Here is an 18,237-nt window from a genome sequence, read left to right on the forward strand (position 1 = left end):
TATTATTACAATGGTTTTATTTCTGGCGACTTGTTTCCACATCAACTTACATAACTTTCAAGGGCGCGAATAATTACAGGAAAAAATATGCATAGGACACAACTATTCAAGAAGGCTCCATTATTCCATTATGTACTGGGCAGTCTTTAGCTGTGGACTTTTAGTGCATAACATGAAAAGACGGCGCGCAGAATTCCAACGACCGAACGGATATATCGACACCAGTGGTAATGTGCCATTTCTTCTATCGCCACATCGGCTCAAGGCCAGAACACCCGTTATTCACAGAGGAGATCATAAACCGTTTGAACGAATGGATGCAAAATTACCGCCAGCCTAATCCGGGTGCGACATGCTTTAAAATGGACGACAATACGTGAACATTATAATCAACCCCTAACGTATTGGGTATGGTCAAGAGTAGTGTATCCGCTTCCTGGATCGCCTCATCCGTTGATAACTCTTTTATGAGCTGATCAGGTTCGGCAGCATAGCTTCTTCCGAAAATAGCACGTTTGTCACTTTCGATATAACCGATTTGATCTGCGCGGTTCCTTTCCTGTCCAAAGAGATACTTGTCCTGATCGTTTACCAAGGCAAAGATGGATCGGCTTACAGAAACCCTTGCCTCACGCTGATGCCCTGCCTTTTTCCATGCCTCTTTGTACATTCTGATTTGCTCTGCCTGCTGTACATGAAAAGGTTTGCCGCTTTCATCAAATTTCAATGTAGAACTTTGCAGATACATTCCATTTTCGGCTGCCCACACTGCGGTAGCATTCGATGCAGCACCCCACCAGATCCGGTCGCGCAAGCCTTCAGAGTGAGGTTCTAATCTCAGCAACCCCGGAGGATTTGGAAACATCGGATTTGGATTGGGCTGGGCGAATCCAATACCCTTTAACTTAGCCAGGAATTGTATTGCATTCCTGCGTCCCATGTCCGCATCCGTTTCGCCTGCCGCGGGTTCATAACCGAAGTGGCGCCATCCATCAATGACCTGTTCGGGCGAACCTCTGCTGATGCCCAGCTGCAGCCTGCCTCCTGATATGAGATCAGCAGCTCCCGCATCTTCTACCATGTACAGCGGATTTTCATAGCGCATATCAATCACAGCAGTTCCGATCTCTATCTTCTTTGTCTTCGCGCCGATGGCTGACAATAAAGGAAACGGTGACGCTAGCTGCGCAGCAAAATGATGCACCCGGAAATACGCGCCATCCAATCCAATTTCTTCAGCAGCTACTGCAAGGTCGATAGACTGAAGCAATGCATCGCTTGCCGTACGCGTTTGATAACCCTGGTGGTTAGCCCAATGTCCAAAAGACAAAAATCCAATTTTCTTCATAATGAATGCTCCGGTCTATAACAGCGGGCAAAGATAAAAATTTGCGCGTAAAGTGGCGGGTTACCAAACACAGCGCCTTTATCTAGTCGCTAAAAAAATTAAAATCCGTTTGTTCTTGCAGGATGGCGGCTGAGAGAATGAAAATGTTATGCAGCATCCAATCAAGTAATGATTTTGTTGGATAATGATCCATGATCGCCTTACAGTTTAGTAATGGATATAGACGCAATTCGTACCTATATGGAAAAAGGATAGTAAGGTTCAATGCTATTCGTAGCAGTAACGTCAAATGTTACCTTATCATTTTTGAGTTTTTCATCCATTCAAAGAGTGGCTCCATCCAGCCTTGATGTTTGAAAATAAATCCATGACCTCCCGCGGGATAAATATGCATCTCTACCGGAACCCTATGATGTCTAAGCTTTTGAAAATAAACAATGCTGTTATCAACATCGACCAACTTATCATCAGCAGCATGTGTAATATATGCCGGAGGGGTATGCTCATCAACACGAAGCTCGCTTGAAAATCTATCTATCAGTTCTTTGTCAGCATTTGTTCCTAAAAGATTCCTCCTTGAATCCAGGTGCGTTAAACTATCCTGCATACTAATGACGGGGTAAACTAATATTTGAAAGTCGGGACGAAGCGAGGTACCGCTCTTATTTTCAATCCATGTTTCCTTATACATCGTTGCCGCGGTCGACGCCAGGTGACCCCCAGCAGAGAAACCCATTATTCCAATTTTATGGACATCAAGTCCCCATCGCGCTGCATTTGTCCTTACTATCTTAATTGCTTGTAGTGCATCCTGAAGAGGCCCTATTTTCTTATCCACAAGCATAGAATCTTCCGGAAGACGATATTTTAAAACAAATGCGGCAATACCCCTTTTAGCCAACTCCTTTGCTGTAGAAACACCTTCGCCTTGAAAAACAATTACCTTATAACTACCCCCGGGGCAAATAATCACCGCAGTACCAGTCGATTTTTCCTTTTCAGGAAGATAAACTTCCAGCGTTGGGATAATTACTTTTCGGACTAGCCCGGCAGTTGGTTCCTTCTCCGAATCTTTCGCTTTTGGAGATTTCGAATTTGGGATATCTCCCGGATATAGATTAATGATTTCCTGCGCTGATGCAACACCGGAATACGTTAAAAAGAAAGCAATAAAAATTACGATTGTTTTCAACAACCGAGGTGAATTCGGCTTCATAATTTTATTTTGTTGTCATTTAAAAAGCAATGGCGCGAATTCGTGAAGGCTTCTTCGCCAGCTTTGCCACTCGTGCGCTGTAAGGGGCGAAACATAAAAATGAGTATTGATTCCTGCTGCCTGAAGTGCTTCCGTATTTGCTTTTGGATCACCACCCATGCCGCTTCTTCGATTTTCAAGCTCGCGACTGCCATAGCTGACAAATAAAAGCTTTGTTTTCGTTTTGAAAGCCGGTGCTTCATTAACATCTTCCATACTAATGCTTCCCCCACTGAAGATTCCGATATGCGAGAACTTATCAGGATTCGCAAGCGTGATAATGCGGGTCTGCATTCCACCCATCGATAGTCCTGCCATCGCGCGGTGCCCTTGATCTGCTATCGTACGATAATCGGCATCGATCATGGGGATAATGTCTTCTAACAAAGTTTTCATAAAGCCATCAGCCCAACCCTTAGGAGGCCAAGTACCGGCAGCACGATCCTGAGGTCGTGGGGGTGCCGCCTGTCCTGGCATGCGCCATGTTCCATTATCCATCACGATGATAAAGGGTTTTGCTTTTCCTTCAGCGATCAGATTATCCATAATAAGATTAGTTTTTCCCTGACTCGCCCATCCCGTCTCGTCTTCACCACCGCCGTGTTGAAGGTAAAGAACAGGATAGCGCTTTTTAACATCCTTATCATATCCCGGTGGTGTATACACAAAGCAGCGGCGCATGGCGTTATTGCTCTTCGAAAAATAGATATGCTCGCGTATTTGACCATGCGGAACATTCTTCAAACTGTAAAAGTCTTGATCCTTTGCCGGAATTTCAATGCCGCTTCCCCAGCGACTTGCACCATAAAAATATACGCTATTCGGATCAGGTACGGCTGCGCCATCAATCCATATTTGATAGTAGTGAAACCCCTCATCTTGCGGATTAGTATCACCCGTCCATACTCCGTTGGCATCCTTGACTAGCTCATATTTAACGCCACCAATATCGAACAGTACCTTTGTTGCTTCAGGCGCTGAAATACTGGCGCGAACGCGACCCTCCGAATTCACCTGGGGAAATTGCTTACCTAGTTGATTGGTAGACGCAGGCTTAAAATCCTCTACGGCTTTCGCCTGATCCGATTGCGCGAAACTATAGCCACTCATTAGCATGGCAACAATGAGAACAAAAATATTTGTTCGATTCATTTTATAAATTAATGTCATCATCATAAGGGGTATACTAGTCTTGTTGATTTTTAACGACGAAGTATTAAGTTGATTCACTCGCGCTTTCTATATCCTTGCTCGATGATAATTACTTGCATTTGATATCAAGAAGGCGATCATGCTTTTTGTTGTTATTTGAAATTTTTGCTATCCACTTTCCAGTTAGGATTTTTTGAAAGACCGCTGGGATTTCCAGTGAACATTTTGCCGGCACCTTTATCATTCTTCAGCTGCCACTGAAACCATGCTGTGGCAACTTTGGCAAATTCTCCTCCGTGAGGTTGCCCGTATGTTCCTCCGTGTCCTACATCCATATTGGCTACAAAAACAGGAACTTGGTTAATGCGATTAAAATCATCCATACCATTTGCATAGGCGATATCTTTTTCTCCACCTAAAAGATAAAGTGTTGGTGTATGGATCTTAGACAATTGATCCTTCGTCAGCGGTGGCATACCGGGCATTCCACCTCCTGGGTTAGCCAGAATACCGCTGTTACAAATAACTGTCGTCGTGACGCGTGGGTCGGGAGCAGTCTCCAGCGCCTGGAGTCCGCCACATGACATCCCACTTACTGCAATTTCTTTGACATCTAACTTGCCATAATAAGGACTTGCTTTATCACTGTTTTGAGCGATAGCCCAATTGATAGCATCTGTCATTTGAGATGATGTCGAACGATCGCGAGTGCGCTCACCTTCCTTCGGCATAGGTCCAATCGCGATTACCATAAAGCCGTAAGATGCTACTTCAGATAAAAAGTTTACATGCTCCCACGGTGAATTGGCGCAGGCACCATTGCCCCACACAATGATTGGAAGTTTGCCTTTCTTTGTTGCAGCAGTTAAGTCTGCGGGTTTAAAAACCGTATGCGTCGGAAGAGAATTTTCTGAAACCATAATGGCTTTGAAAGGTCCTGTTCCACCGTCCTCTATAACTCTTGATGTAACGGCTGCGGTAGGCGCAGAATTCTGTGCCGAAACAGGATTCATAAAATAAAATCCGGTGCCTATCAGTAAAAGAACTAGCATGCTAATTTTTTTCATCATCAAATTATTGTTTTGTGGTTATGTCAGATCTACATCGTGTGAATTTTTTCAAGGGGCTTTAAAATTCCATTTCGAGTTGTCACTGTTCACATCAAATTTTGCAAGGGTCGGTGTGCTATCACCGGAAGATACCAGCGCTAATTTCTCTTTTGAATTGGGAACTTCCTTAGGCATTATTCTATATGTTCCATCGGTCAATTGATCAATTCGCCATAGTTGTTCAGGGGCACCGGTAAATGCTGGAACTGTTATAACACGTGCATCTGCTGTTGCAGCCAATGCCCTATCGGTTCCAGCGACAACTATCTTATAATACGGAGCGCCTAAATATCCGCTTGAATCAGGGGCAGGCGTAATGGTCCATTTTTGATTCGGGCGGGCCATATAATCGCCTATTCTTGCGTCAATGTTTCCGGTAGGCCAGGTGTTGATGACATCCGCTAATTCCTGTGATGGAACTGGTTTTATTGGTTCGTTATTGTCACGGCCGAATCGCATACCACCAGGCATTCTTACTAAATCAACGGCCAGTTCCAACCCATATCCTCTTCGCTCAGATTCAATTTCATAAGTTCCTGCTTTAACATTGTCGCCTGCAACAGGCCATCCATTTTTCCATACCAACGGACGGATGCCTAGAACGCTGCGGCCGCTCTGATCCAGATCTGCTTCATAATGGAAAGACATTTTTTCAATTCCATCCTCCAGCATAATCCGTCCAAAATGGCCAGGTCCAATAAGTCTTCCGCTGGTTGCAGCAACCATTTTGCCACCACCTTGGATCATGTCTCTTCCCACATTATCTATGAAAGGGCCGGTCACGTTTTTAGAACGACCCACGACAATGTTATAGGTGGAATTGGCGCCATCGCAGCAGCTGCCATGCGTGGCAAGAAGATAGTACCATCCATCGTGATAAGTTAAAACAGCAGCTTCGCAGACAATGGCTACATCAACATGTTCGTTCCCTTTTACCCGCTCGCCTGTTTTAGGATCTAACTCTACAATGCGAATGAATCCAAAATAGGTACCATAGGCGAGCCAAAGTCGGCCGGTAGTGGGATCCAGCATAAGGCCGGGGTCGATGGCATCGCATTCCTCATAGCCATCGGATGTAGCAACCACCACAGGTTCTGTGTATTTAAAATCGGGAGAAGTTGGGTCAAGCGTCTTGTTCCACATGGTAAGGATGGCACCCTTATGATTGCTACTACCACCCGTTGCGCCATACACGACAAGGTAGCGGTCACCAATTTTCATGGCATCCGGAGCCGCGCCACCACCAGGTCTTACACCACCGCCTGTCCATTTCCATCCGTCTTCGGATATCAATCCACCGCCACCAGTACCAAACGTGTAATACTTTCCTTCACATTCAACAACCGTTGAGGGGTCATGGATAAATGGCTTTCCGATCTGCGCTGTTGTTGTCTGTGTTATCAATATTGCTAACAAGGCCGTCATGCCGACTATTTTCATTCGTATCATAAATGCTTTTATTTCAGAATAATTCATACCTTAAATAGACCCGTAAATTTTTATTCGTAACTGATGCTGAAGTTTTTTACCGGCGATCCTTTTTCATCCAAAAAACGAACAGAGAAGTTACACATACCCGGTCCGTTGATTACCGCCCCACGGACGATGTTCTTTCCTTTTTTAAGCGTTAAAAGTGGAGAGGTAACATTATCAACGATCATGTCTCTGTCACCGGAAAGTATCAGGGCTTCCTTGCCATTCAACCAAAACATGCCTCCCGAATTAACGCCTGCAGTCATTCTCACATTTTTGATTTCTTCCGGGCAATCAATGACCGTGACAAGCCAGAAGAGGACACCGTATGGCGGCTTATTTATCGCATACGTAAAATGATATAAATTAAAGTTGTATGTCTTGCTGTCCAGCGCATACCATTTTAGTTCCTGTCCTCCCACCTTTACTTTTTTGCCATTTTTAGGAACGACAGTAAAATCGGTGGAAAAATTATCGGCGGAAAAGGTTGTCCGCAGATATTTTTCCGTGAGTATATTATTTCGGACAATTTCTTTCCTGATGGGTTCAAGCACCAGCCAACGTTGAATGAATCCATTGTCGTCCGGAGTTTTCTTAACGTTGGAAGCCTGAACAAAATGTTTCGTTAGGGTATGTGTCGTATCGCCCTTGATGGGTATGGGAGGCAATACTACCCGTGGTCGTCCACCAGGCGGCTGGCCTAAAGCTGTATTGGCATCTACCAGTAATACTGATAAAACGACAAAAGCCAAAGCGGGCATTAGGGATTGGTTTTTTCTGTTCATCGAAGATTCTTTTGAAGTGATTATCTGTTTTGAAAAGGGGATCATGTTAAGAGCCGGGTTGCCACTACTCTTTCGTTTTTGAACAAATGTATAAATTACACTAATACAACGCTAACGTAAAAGCTGAGTGAATGAGGCGTGAAATATTGTCGCTAGAGACGATCACGCATTGCTTCATTACTTGACTGGCGCCAGAGTCGAATATTAGGTTGCTTCGATCGATAAAATGAGGACGATGGTCTAGTAAACTTTCATTTGTTTTCAAGTATTCACGGTTTACGATAGTTTGAGCGAAATTCCAGGATATGCTAATCGTCCTGAAATGGTTATCGTTCGTTATTAACACTTAAAAAATCAAGACCATGAAGAAGATTTTGTCTGCAATTATTTTATTGGTAGCCGCAATTCCCACTTACGCGGCGGGTATAGAAGGAACCTGGAAAGCGAAAATGCAAGGACCCGATGGCGACATGGAATTGACATTCGTATTCAAACTGACAGACGGAAAATTGAGTGGTGTCGTCCGAACACCGAACGGTGATACTGAAATTACAAACACCAACGTGAATGGTAAAGAATTTTCATTTGATGTTTCCTTCAACGATATGACAATCAAGCATCATTGTACCTTACAAGAGGACGATACCATCAGCATGAAAGCTACCGGAACGCCTATGGGCGATACGGCATTGACATTGAAGCGGGACGCTACCAAATAGATTTTATTTTTTTCCGAGCAATAAACGGACCTGCGACCCCCAGCCACCAATCATCAAATCCAGCACAGCGTCGCCGTTTACATCTCCCACAGCAATGCCCCAGCCGCGAGATACGGTGGTGCCTGGAATTACTTTGCTGGTCACGTTGTTAAATACGCCATTGCCATCATTTTGCAAAGCTTGCACCTGCGCGGCTTCGAACGGTGGTGTTTTAACTGCACTTAAAATAATATCCGAGTAACCGTCGTGATTAAAATCTACAATCGTACCCGAATAGCTGGATAATTTCTGCGCCGGAATTCTTTTTTCTGTTTCGTCTTTAAAACTTCCCTTGCCATCATTGATCAGCAAACGGGCTGTTGGATCTTTATCCCATGGGCCGCCGTTACTGGTAAGGTTTATAAATAAAATATCTGTATGTCCATCGCGGTTAGCATCAAACGCCAACACATCACGGGTGTGCAACGGTACCAATAGTTCAAGTTTTTCGGAATGCTCTTTAAATTTTCCGTTTCCATCGTTAAAAAACAAACGATTTGGCGGCGCTTCATTGCCTACCACCACATCCAGCTTATAGTCACCATTTAAATCAACGAGTTTTATGGCTTGCGTTTGGTCTTCATTAGCCGGCAGACCAGCCGTTGTATAATCGATAAAGTAGCCGGGTTTTTCGGAATTGTTGATCCATAAAAAGTCCTGCGCATTAGAACCGGAGTTGCCGATAATAATATCAGGTAGTCCGTCACCGTTCACATCACCGACGTCAAGACCATTACCCTCGCTTTTAGCAGGCAGGCGGTCGCTTACGTCAGTAAACGTGCCATTGGCTTTGCCAATGTAATATTCGTGCGTTTGGTCGTCTTCCGCTACGAAAATAATGTCGGCTATATTATCGTTGTTAAAATCTGCAATACGTACATGTTCTGAATCGTGATCCTTCTTTGGAAAAGCGCCTTTTTTCCATGTGAATTTTCCTTTACCATCGTTCAGGTATAAGCGATTGGGTTCCGATTCCAGTGCCAGTATCGCATCCAGGTCACGATCACTATCCACGTCCAGTAAAACCACATCGAGCGCATGTTCTCTGCCATCGACGGGCACGTGCGTTGTTGTTACATCTTTAAACCAGGCAGTTTCATTTTGCTGTGCTTGTACCAGGGTTGCAGCACACAACACACAACTAGACAATGCCGTCAACAGATTTCTAACCATGGCCAAAAGTAACGGACAATTCGGATTTAGTGAAACAAATTGACCGGGACCATTGCCCCGTCGGATGCTTTTCTTCTACCTTGAAAATCCTTAAGTTTGATTTACCAAAAACGCTGCCTGCTTTGGAAATACTGGAAACATTACAGAACGAGTTCGCCGACTTTTTTTCCATAAAGGGAATCGTCGACCTCATTCGTTCAGGCGACTACGACTCGCTGCGCACCTGGAAAGGAATTACAACAGTTCTTTCGCCCCTGATTCCATTCATTGTTATGATAGAGATCCTGCTGGCGTTTGCACATAAAAATTTTAACAGAGCGGAGTATAAGATCCCTTTCTTCATTTACGTGTTCAATCGGATTATTGGAAAATTTATTTCGTTTGGGATAGTCGCTTATTGTGTAGGCCTGTTCTCGCCGTACGCATTGGTGCCGGTTTCCCTTACGTGGTACTGGTTTATCTATGGATACATCGTCTGGGAGTTTGCACATTTCATCTATCATTACCTTGCCCATAAGGTGAGATTGTTCTGGTGCCTCCACTCCTCTCACCACGCGCCGGAGCAAATGAATCTATCCGTTACGTATGCTCATTTTTTCCTGGAAGGCCCATACGCCGATTTTATCCGGACATCCATTTGCATGCTGGCAGGTGTTCCTCCCGTGATGCTGTTCGCCATTATGTTTATTGATGGCACATGGGGCGGATTTATTCACGTTGGTGAAAACTTCATGAAGAATGCGCGTTTTGGTTTCCTCGGAAAATTCATCCTCACACCCTCGCACCACCGCGTACACCACGCGCGCAACGCCTTGTACATGGACACCAATTTCTGCAACCTGCTGAATATCTGGGACCGCGTTTTCAAGACTTATCAACCGGAACAGGATAACATCAAGATCCAATATGGTATCACCCGGAACATCAACGCGGGAAATTTTTTCGATGTATACTTTGGCGAATTTTATTACCTGGTAAAAGATGTCATCCGGGCTCCCGGCATAAAGAATAAATTCCTGTATCTGATCATGCCACCTGGTTGGGATCACACCGGCAATCATAAGCTGGCGAAAGACATCCGGCAGCAGTACATCAAAGAGCATACAGGCCAGCCATTGGTCGACCCAGTATCCGACGACCAGCTCAATCCCGAACACCCGGCGACTTCTTCGCCAGGGTCAATTGTTTGATAACTTTACTTTGGCTATCCGAGGAAGTTGATTAGTTCTTGCGCATACACATCGGGTACTTCCAACGCTGCAAAGTGTCCACCTTTTTTCATCACCGCAAAGTTTGCAACATTAACCTTTCTGTCGGCCCATGCTTTTGGAAACTGAGCTTCTTTAGGAAACAACGATATGCCTGTTGGTACCTCAACGCGTTGAGATGATTTTAATCCGCCACTATAACTGGCTCGTGCATTTTCGGCGTATACCCTAATTGATGAATTGATCGACTGACTAACCCAATATATCATAATGTTCGTGATCAATTCATCTTTCGTGATGCAGCTTTCGATGTTGCCATCATGATCACTCCACGAATAAAACTTCTCAAGGATCCAGGAAGCAAGCCCCACCGGACTATCATTCAAACCATATCCCAATGTCTGTGGTTTCGTAGACTGTATCATATTAAACGCACCTTCCGCGAAAAACCAGTGTTGGATCTGCTGTCCGAATGCCTGTTCTTCGGGTGTCATTGTACTCCAGTCTTCAGTGCCGTTGGGATAACCCACATCTGTTAAATGTATGGCTTGAATATTTTCCGGGTATTGCACCGCGAGTGACTTGGTCACATCTGCACCCATATCTCCGCCGGCTGCAACATACTTCTGATAGCCCAATACCTTTGTCATGAGCTTGTTGAACAACACTGCAACGCGGTCAATATCCATCGCAGTTTGTTGAGAGAAACCAAAGCCTGGTATTGAAGGGATTACAAGATCGAAAGAGTCTTGAAGCATGGGAATAACTTTCAGAAAGCGGTAGAAGGAATCGGGCCATCCATGGGTTAGCAAAAGCGGTATTGTCGCCTGCCCTTTTCCTTTGACATGTATAAAATGGATGGTAACACCGTCAATATCGACTTTGAATTGTGGATGTTTATTGATCTCAGTTTCGTGTTTTCGCCAGTCATATTCATTCTGCCAGTAACTCACTAGTTCGCGTAAATAATTCGGGTCAGTGCCATAACTCCAGCCAGCATTTTCGGGCTCGTCTGTCCAGCGGGTCTGCTTCAATCGGGTTGACAAATCGTTTAATACTTCCTGGGGCACTTCGACTTTAAATGGTTTCATAGTTTGATTCGTTTTGTTTGATGAATCAAAGCTACACATGGGGTTACCGCTGTCATTGTAAAAAATTTACCTGGCGCAATTCATCCTACAGCTACATGTAGCGCTTTAAGTACCGATAATAATTCAGGAAGGAAGATTTAAAATAACATCCGACACAAGCCTGTTTTCTTCTATTGCTATCTGAGACCTTATGTAATCTGTCGGACTGATACCCGAGAAATGCGAAAAATCTTTGATCAGGTGTGCCTGGTCATAATAGCCATGGCGTTGCACGATCGAAAACCAATCGACCTTGTTTTTTCCGGTTTGCAGCTCCTTCACAATACCGTGGAACCGTGACAGTCGTTGAAGATATTTAGGTGAAAAGCCTGTATGTTTTTTAAGAACGTGAATCACATGTTTTTGTGAATAGCCAGATTTATGAATTAGCCAATCAATAGGCTTTCCGATATTCTTATCGATGAACCGTACAATGTCCTGTTCCATCGAGTCTTCCATCTTATATTGCAGAAAGTAATTTTCAAGTAAAGCAAACATTTCCAAAACACACGGAGCGTTGATTATTTTTTGATACAAATGGCGAAACGACGCGCCGAGCAAATCTTCCGCTTCAATGCCGACGTGGTCGATGCTTGTTATCGGTATTTTGGTAAGGCAAAAAAAACCACCGGTTGTAAACCTGACGCTGATGATCGTTGAATCGATGTTGTTCTTATATACGATGGCCTGTTTCTGTAAACCGGAGATCCATGCCCTTTTTACTTCTTGTTTTTTCTGCAATCCTTCGTCAGGATAAATAGTATTGACGGTACGATCATTAAGTTCGATTACAAGATTGACGCCGCCATCTGGTAATTCCTTGAGAAAGGGAATGGGCAAAGATCCGCTCACGAAGACCATGTGTTCAATAAAATTTGACAACGGAAATGGTGGAACGTGCTTTTGTACTTTCATTCTTCCATTTGTTTTGTTTGCAACAAAATTAATTCACGGAAGTACAATGTACGGAAAGGTATTTTTTATTTTAAAATTATTTATCTCTTAAGACGAAAACCTATTTCCCAGACGATCTCGCAATCTGTAATAAATCAGAAAGCCATGGAGATCAAATGGAGTACCATCGTTGGATAGCATTAATCCATTGATACAAGTTTAATTCATCGAACTCCGATATTCTAAAGGCGTTACCCCTACATGCTGCTTAAACACCCGCGTGAAGTGCTGCGGATATTTAAATCCTAACTCATAAGCAATCTCGCTCACAGATTTTGTCGAATCGAAGATTTTCTCCTTTGCTACATCAATGAGTTTGAGGTGTATGTACTCGTTGGCTGACTTCCCGGTTTCTTTTTTTATCAGGTCTCCGAAATAATTAGCAGAAAGATTCAATTCACTTGCGCAGTATGCGACAGACGGCAAACCAACTTCTTGTGGTTTTTCTGATGCGAAGAAATTTTTTAGCAATGTTTCGAAGCGTTCGAGAATTCCTTTGTTAGTGTTGTCGCGCGTGATGAACTGGCGATCGTAGAATCGAACACAATAATTTAAGAACAATTCGATATTGGACACGATCAACGTCTTGCTGTGCTTATCGACAGCATGCTCCAGCTCGAATTTGATTTTGGAAAAGCAATCCAGAATGATTTGTCTTTCACGTTCCGACAGGTGCAGTGCTTCATTCGTGGTGTAAGAGAAAAAAGTGTAATCGTTGATATGGCGACCCAATGAAGTGCCGTGAATAAGATCAGCATGAAATACCAATGCCAGACCCTTTGGTTGATACCACTCTTCACCTTGCGACCCAATGACTTGACCAGGTGCTAAAAAGACGAGTGTCCCCTCTTCATAATCATAGTTGCTGATACCGTACTTAAGATCACCACACTTAATCTCTTTTAAGAATACTACATAAAATCCATAGCTCATCTTTCTTAGCTGCCGGGGTGCTGCTTTTGAAAGATCAACAACGCTAACAAGTGGGTGAAGCGTCTCATTTTTGTTGAAGGCATTGTACTGACTGACCGTATCAAATTTCAATATCTCTTCCATAGCTGGCTTTCATTTCTTGCTCAAAATTACACGTTCCCCGGCCATTTTCTACAGCAACAAGCGCTAATCAGTGAAATTGGTAGGTAAACCAGTAATCTGTATAAGGCTACGGGCTAGGGTTTGTAACATCTTTGTACATAAAAAAATCGCAAGCACGAGAATGATGAGCATGAAATATAGAAAATTGGGGAAAAGCGGCCTGGAAGTATCAGCGATTGGTCTTGGCTGTATGGGATTGAGTTTTGGATACGGACCGGCAACTGAAAAACAGGAAGGAATAAAGTTGATCAGGAGAGCCTACGAGCTTGGAGTGAATTTCTTTGATTCTGCTGAAGCCTATGGTCCATTTACCAATGAGGAATTGTTGGGTGAAGCTGTTCAATCATTTCGCGATAACGTTGTGCTGGCAACAAAATTCGGATTTAAAGGTGGTAATTCAACGGCAGGCCTGGATAGCACACCTGAAAATATACGCGCGGTCGCCGAAGCTTCTTTGAAGCGTTTAAAAACCGACAGGATTGACTTGTTCTATCAACACCGTGTTGACCCCAACGTACCAATAGAAGATGTTGCAGGGACAGTGGCTGATTTGATGAAGGAAGGCAAGGTAAAACATTTCGGCTTGTCGGAAGCCGGAATTCAAACCATTCGAAAAGCGCACGCAGTTCTTCCAATAACCGCTCTTCAAAGTGAATACTCTTTATGGTGGAGGGAGCCTGAGCCAGAGATATTTCCAACGCTCGAAGAATTAGGGATCGGCTTCGTGCCGTTCAGTCCCCTTGGTAAAGGATTTCTTACAGGGGCAATCAATGCCAACACACAATTTGATAAATCTGATTTTCGAAATGTGGTTCCTCGCTTCAATGGGGAAAATCGTAAAGCAAATCAAACTGTCGTTGACAAAATTACTGAGTTTGCAAAAAAGAAGAACGCGTTGCCTGCACAAATTGCACTTGCATGGGTACTCGCACAAAAACCGTGGATCGTTCCAATTCCTGGGACTACAAAAATTCATCGTTTAGAAGAGAACTTGAAAGCTGAACAAATCACCTTGACAAATGAAGATTTAGAGGAGATCGAAAGCGCTTTCTCGCAAATTCAAATTCAGGGAGCGCGATATCCTCAACACCTCCAGGCAAGAGTTGGTCGGTAGACTTTTTATTTACGAGTAAAGAACAATCATGAAGTATTTAATAATGACATTATCACTCTTATCAAATATCAACAATATCACTGCTCAAGAGAATCGAAAAGACACTAAACAAAACCCCTACACATTAGTGTATGAGGGCGCCATTACTGGCAATGTCGAAGGTAAAGTGAACATGCATCCAGTGACTTACACGTTGAATGGAATTAATATCGCTGCAAATGTTTATACTCCTCCAAATTACGATGCATCAAAAAAATATCCGGCGGTAGTAGTCGCTCATCCTAATGGCGGCGTGAAAGAGCAAGCATCTGGATTATATGCGCAACGTTTGGCCGAAACTGGTTTTATTACAATCGCTGCGGATGCTGCCTATCAGGGAGCAAGTGGTGGAGCGCCGCGACACACTGATAAACCTGCTTACCGGGTTGACGACATCCGTGGTATGGCTGACTTTATCACGCGTTACACTGGAGTTGACCCAAACCGCCTTGGTGTGCTCGGCATTTGTGGTGGTGGCGGTTATACAATAAAAGCAGCCCAATCGGATAAACGATTCAAGGCCGTCTCGACGCTGAGTATGTTCAATACAGGTGAAGTAAGACGCAATGGATTTCAGAACTCGCAGTTGGCTACCATCCAGGAGCGTTTGAAGAAAGCATCGGATGCACGTGCACAAGAAGCTGCAGGTGGTGAGATCATCTATGCGGGGGTTGCAAGTGTTACCGACGAAGATATTGCAAAAACGCCAACAGATTTATATCGGGAGGGGTATGTGTATTACTACAGAACTCATGCACATCCGAATTCTACTTTTCTATATACGATGAGCAGTCTACTGGATTTAATGACTTGGGACGCTACTACCAATATGGACCTATTGACTCAACCACTGTTGATGATTGCCGGAAGCAAAGCCGACACCAAGTATATGACTGATGATGCGTTCAGCAAAGCTACCAGTGCGACGAGTAAGGAGCTGTTTGTTCTTGACGGCGCGACGCATATCCAAAGTTACTGGAAGCCGGAGTATGTGAATAAAGCAGTTAGAAAACTGACAGATTTCTTTAATAAAAATCTTTGATAAGAAAACTAAACATTAGATAACAAGCCATGAAAAATATTCTGACACTGGTTTTCTTTTGCACAGTGATTTTCTCCTCGTGCGCACAACAACGCGGCAATAAACGGTCTGACGCGAACACCATTTTTCCCAAAGGTAATAAAATCAATAACGACAATTTTAAGGGCACCGCATATCTCAAGACGCTGATGGAAGCAGACAGTCTCAACCCCACTTCCGTTGGCAACGTGACTTTCGAAGCTGGTGCCCGCACCAAGTGGCACAAACATCCAGGCGGACAAATTCTATTGGTAACGGATGGAGTGGGTTATTATCAAGAGCAAGGGCAAGCTAAAAAAATACTTCGAAAAGGTGATGTAATCAAGTGCCCTTCAAACGTGCCTCACTGGCATGGTGCGAGCGTTAACACAGCATTCGTTCAGGTCGCAATAACAAATCGTCACCTTGGTGAAACCGTCTGGCTACACGAAGTAACTGAGGAAGAATATATAAAGTAATACCGACTGCTTTCCGGCAATGGCAGCTATCGGGATGAAACTATAAATGAATATGAAGCATAACAGAAATAAGGTATTTGTGAGTGCATTAATATTATTGAGCACTTGCTTTAGCTACGGGCAAACGAAACAACCAATTATCATTCAGGATCAAGGAAGCTTCGCAGTTGGTGGTACGGTAAAAACTAACCCGGGGACATTCGATCCGATTAAGCGTACTCCAGAAGGGCAGACATTTCATGGCGATCACGCTTATGTGTTCTATCAAATACCTGTTAATTCAAAGAAGCTTCCGCTTGTGTTCTGGCACGGCATCGGTCAATTTTCGAAAACATGGGAGACAACACCCGATGGCCGTGAAGGTTATCAGAACATATTTTTAAGACGAGGCTTTGGCGTTTACCTGATTGATCAGCCGAGAAGAGGCCGTGCTAGTCGCAGTACCGACTCCGTTACAATTGTTCCGACACCTGATGAGCAGATGTGGTTTGGAACATTTCGTCTTGGGATTTGGCCGGATTACTTTCCGGGAGTCCAATTCGCAAAGGATCCTGAAACGCTCAATCAATATTTTAGACAGATGGCGCCTAACGTAGGGGGATTTGATCCCGACGTAATCTCCGATGCAACTTCAAAATTGTTCGACAAGATTGGTGAAGGAATCCTTGTCAGTCACTCCCACGCTGGTGGATTCGGATGGCTCTCTGCAATTAAGAATAACAAAATAAAAGCAATTGTCTCCTACGAGCCCGGCAGCGGTTTCATCTTTCCCGAAGGAAAGGTTCCGCCACCAATCGCAAGTTCTTCCGGTCCGGTTGCCGCTGTCGGTAAACCCATGGAGGACTTTTTGAAGCTTACGAAAATTCCGATCATCATCTATTATGGAGACAATATTCCATCCAAGCCCGATCCGAATCCAGGCGCTGATGGCTGGCGCGCACGACTTGAAATGGCGAGACTCTGGCGTGACACAGTCAATCGTCATGGTGGTGATGTAACCCTTGTTCACTTGCCCGAAGTCGGTCTAAAAGGTAACACACATTTCCCTTTTTCCGATTTAAATAATCTTGAAGTCGCTGATTTAATGTCGAAGTGGTTAAAGGAAAAGAAATTAGACAAGTAACAACCAAACAATTTATACACGCTATGAAAAAATCAATATTTGGGCTCTTCTTATTTGTATTGACGTTGGCAGTCAACGCTCAAACACCGAACACTGCAACCTTAAATACAGAGGAGCAGGAAGTTATCAATCTCTCAAAAGACAAATGGCAGTGGATGGCGGACAAAAATATAGACAAGCTCACGCCTCTATTCCACGACAAATCAAAGTTTGTTCATATGAGCGGCACCTGGAAGAAAGATGAGGAACTTGAAATCATTAAATCGGGAAGCATTTGGTATAAGAAAGCTGACGTCAAAGACGTAGCTATTGAACTCATTGATGATACAGCCATTGTTTGGAACCGGATCACCTTAACCGCGTTTGTTCGTGGCAGTGATGTTGTGACCGAGTTTACAGTAACCGAAGTATATCAAAAAGAAAAGAAAGATTGGAAGTTACTCGCGTTGACCTTCAGCAGCGTTCGCGACACGCATGTCATTAAACACTAAAATAGATACTTAAGAACCTCAAATATGAAGATGATACTCCACGCAATACTGATAGTCTTCGCCAGCGCATCGACCCTCGCGCAAAATTCAAACGCTGATCAGGAGGTACTAAAGCTATCGAAAGATAAATGGCAATGGATGGCCGACAAGAATGTAGACAAACTGAAAGATCTTTTCGACGACAAGTCTGTCTTTGTGCACATGGGCGGATCATGGGGAAAAGAGCAGGAACTTAATGTAATCGAAAGTGGTGGCATACACTATAAAAAGGCAGACGTTCTTGAAGCATCTGTCCAGATCATTGGCAACACCGCGATTGTTCTTAACAGGATCACCTTGCTTGCCGTTGTAGGCGGAAATGAAGTTACGAATCCATTTATCGTTACTGAAGTTTATGTAAAGGCAAATGGGAAGTGGAAAATGGGATCATTATCGTTTACTAAAACAATGGGACCAGGAACAGAGCAGCCCAAGAAATAATCAGATATAAC

Annotated in this window: 18 protein-coding genes; 8 read left to right on the forward strand and 10 right to left on the reverse strand. The window is 43.9% G+C overall.

Features of this window, described 5'->3' with window-relative positions:
* Nucleotides 1-325 precede the first annotated feature (325 nt).
* The 6 genes from P2W71_RS13800 to P2W71_RS13825 all read right to left on the reverse strand — a co-directional run bounded on the left by P2W71_RS13800 (nt 326) and on the right by P2W71_RS13825 (nt 7,122).
* The gene (locus P2W71_RS13800) at nt 326-1,348 is read right to left on the reverse strand and encodes an LLM class flavin-dependent oxidoreductase (RefSeq protein WP_276371849.1); all 1,023 of its coding nucleotides are present in this window, start codon (nt 1,346-1,348) and stop codon (nt 326-328) included.
* A 292-nt stretch (nt 1,349-1,640) separates the two neighbouring features.
* Nucleotides 1,641-2,564, reverse strand: coding sequence for an alpha/beta hydrolase (locus P2W71_RS13805; RefSeq protein WP_276371850.1), 924 nt, complete (start codon nt 2,562-2,564; stop codon nt 1,641-1,643).
* 15 nt (nt 2,565-2,579) lie between these two features.
* Complete coding sequence (locus P2W71_RS13810) at nt 2,580-3,755, reverse strand: alpha/beta hydrolase-fold protein (RefSeq protein WP_276371851.1); 1,176 nt, start codon at nt 3,753-3,755, stop codon at nt 2,580-2,582.
* A 152-nt stretch (nt 3,756-3,907) separates the two neighbouring features.
* A complete protein-coding gene (locus tag P2W71_RS13815) occupies nt 3,908-4,825 on the reverse strand; it encodes an alpha/beta hydrolase (RefSeq protein ID WP_276371852.1) in 918 nt (305 codons plus the stop codon).
* A 48-nt stretch (nt 4,826-4,873) separates the two neighbouring features.
* Entirely contained in the window at nt 4,874-6,313 is a 1,440-nt protein-coding gene (locus P2W71_RS13820; RefSeq protein ID WP_276371853.1) for a family 43 glycosylhydrolase, read from the reverse strand.
* A 50-nt stretch (nt 6,314-6,363) separates the two neighbouring features.
* Nucleotides 6,364-7,122, reverse strand: a complete 759-nt coding sequence (locus P2W71_RS13825) for an acetylxylan esterase (protein ID WP_276371854.1) — start codon at nt 7,120-7,122, stop codon at nt 6,364-6,366.
* A 362-nt stretch (nt 7,123-7,484) separates the two neighbouring features.
* Between P2W71_RS13825 and P2W71_RS13830 the strand changes: the two genes are divergently transcribed.
* Entirely contained in the window at nt 7,485-7,841 is a 357-nt protein-coding gene (locus P2W71_RS13830) for a hypothetical protein (protein WP_276371855.1), read from the forward strand.
* A 3-nt stretch (nt 7,842-7,844) separates the two neighbouring features.
* Here P2W71_RS13830 and P2W71_RS13835 read toward each other — a convergent pair whose 3' ends face one another.
* Complete coding sequence (locus P2W71_RS13835; protein WP_276371856.1) at nt 7,845-9,053, reverse strand: VCBS repeat-containing protein; 1,209 nt, start codon at nt 9,051-9,053, stop codon at nt 7,845-7,847.
* Nucleotides 9,054-9,175: 122 nt separating this feature from the next.
* On the opposite strand from P2W71_RS13835, the gene P2W71_RS13840 reads away from it, so the two are divergent.
* Complete coding sequence (locus tag P2W71_RS13840; RefSeq protein WP_276371857.1) at nt 9,176-10,243, forward strand: sterol desaturase family protein; 1,068 nt, start codon at nt 9,176-9,178, stop codon at nt 10,241-10,243.
* A 14-nt stretch (nt 10,244-10,257) separates the two neighbouring features.
* Here P2W71_RS13840 and P2W71_RS13845 read toward each other — a convergent pair whose 3' ends face one another.
* The 3 genes from P2W71_RS13845 to P2W71_RS13855 form a co-directional block, all read right to left on the reverse strand.
* On the reverse strand, nt 10,258-11,352 hold the full coding sequence (locus P2W71_RS13845) for an epoxide hydrolase family protein (RefSeq protein ID WP_276371858.1): 1,095 nt from the start codon (nt 11,350-11,352) through the stop codon (nt 10,258-10,260).
* Between the two features lie 123 nt (nt 11,353-11,475).
* A complete protein-coding gene (locus P2W71_RS13850) occupies nt 11,476-12,306 on the reverse strand; it encodes a DUF6597 domain-containing transcriptional factor (protein WP_276371859.1) in 831 nt (276 codons plus the stop codon).
* 198 nt (nt 12,307-12,504) lie between these two features.
* Nucleotides 12,505-13,401, reverse strand: a complete 897-nt coding sequence (locus tag P2W71_RS13855) for a response regulator transcription factor (protein WP_276371860.1) — start codon at nt 13,399-13,401, stop codon at nt 12,505-12,507.
* 169 nt (nt 13,402-13,570) lie between these two features.
* Between P2W71_RS13855 and P2W71_RS13860 the strand changes: the two genes are divergently transcribed.
* The 6 genes from P2W71_RS13860 to P2W71_RS13885 are packed head-to-tail and all read left to right on the forward strand — an operon-like array spanning nt 13,571 to nt 18,226.
* Nucleotides 13,571-14,554: an aldo/keto reductase gene (locus P2W71_RS13860; protein WP_276371861.1), complete on the forward strand. Its 984-nt coding sequence runs from the start codon at nt 13,571-13,573 to the stop codon at nt 14,552-14,554.
* Nucleotides 14,555-14,582: 28 nt separating this feature from the next.
* On the forward strand, nt 14,583-15,635 hold the full coding sequence (locus P2W71_RS13865) for an alpha/beta hydrolase (protein ID WP_276371862.1): 1,053 nt from the start codon (nt 14,583-14,585) through the stop codon (nt 15,633-15,635).
* A 29-nt stretch (nt 15,636-15,664) separates the two neighbouring features.
* Entirely contained in the window at nt 15,665-16,132 is a 468-nt protein-coding gene (locus P2W71_RS13870) for a cupin domain-containing protein (protein WP_276371863.1), read from the forward strand.
* 52 nt (nt 16,133-16,184) lie between these two features.
* Nucleotides 16,185-17,255 carry an alpha/beta fold hydrolase gene (locus tag P2W71_RS13875; protein WP_276371864.1) on the forward strand — a complete coding sequence of 357 codons (1,071 nt, stop codon included), beginning with the start codon at nt 16,185-16,187 and terminating at the stop codon, nt 17,253-17,255.
* A 23-nt stretch (nt 17,256-17,278) separates the two neighbouring features.
* Entirely contained in the window at nt 17,279-17,746 is a 468-nt protein-coding gene (locus P2W71_RS13880) for a nuclear transport factor 2 family protein (RefSeq protein WP_276371865.1), read from the forward strand.
* 24 nt (nt 17,747-17,770) lie between these two features.
* Nucleotides 17,771-18,226, forward strand: coding sequence for a nuclear transport factor 2 family protein (locus tag P2W71_RS13885; protein WP_276371866.1), 456 nt, complete (start codon nt 17,771-17,773; stop codon nt 18,224-18,226).
* Nucleotides 18,227-18,237 lie beyond the last annotated feature (11 nt).

This window comes from Chryseolinea sp. H1M3-3, from assembly GCF_029360725.1.
Classification (GTDB): domain Bacteria; phylum Bacteroidota; class Bacteroidia; order Cytophagales; family Cyclobacteriaceae; genus Chryseolinea.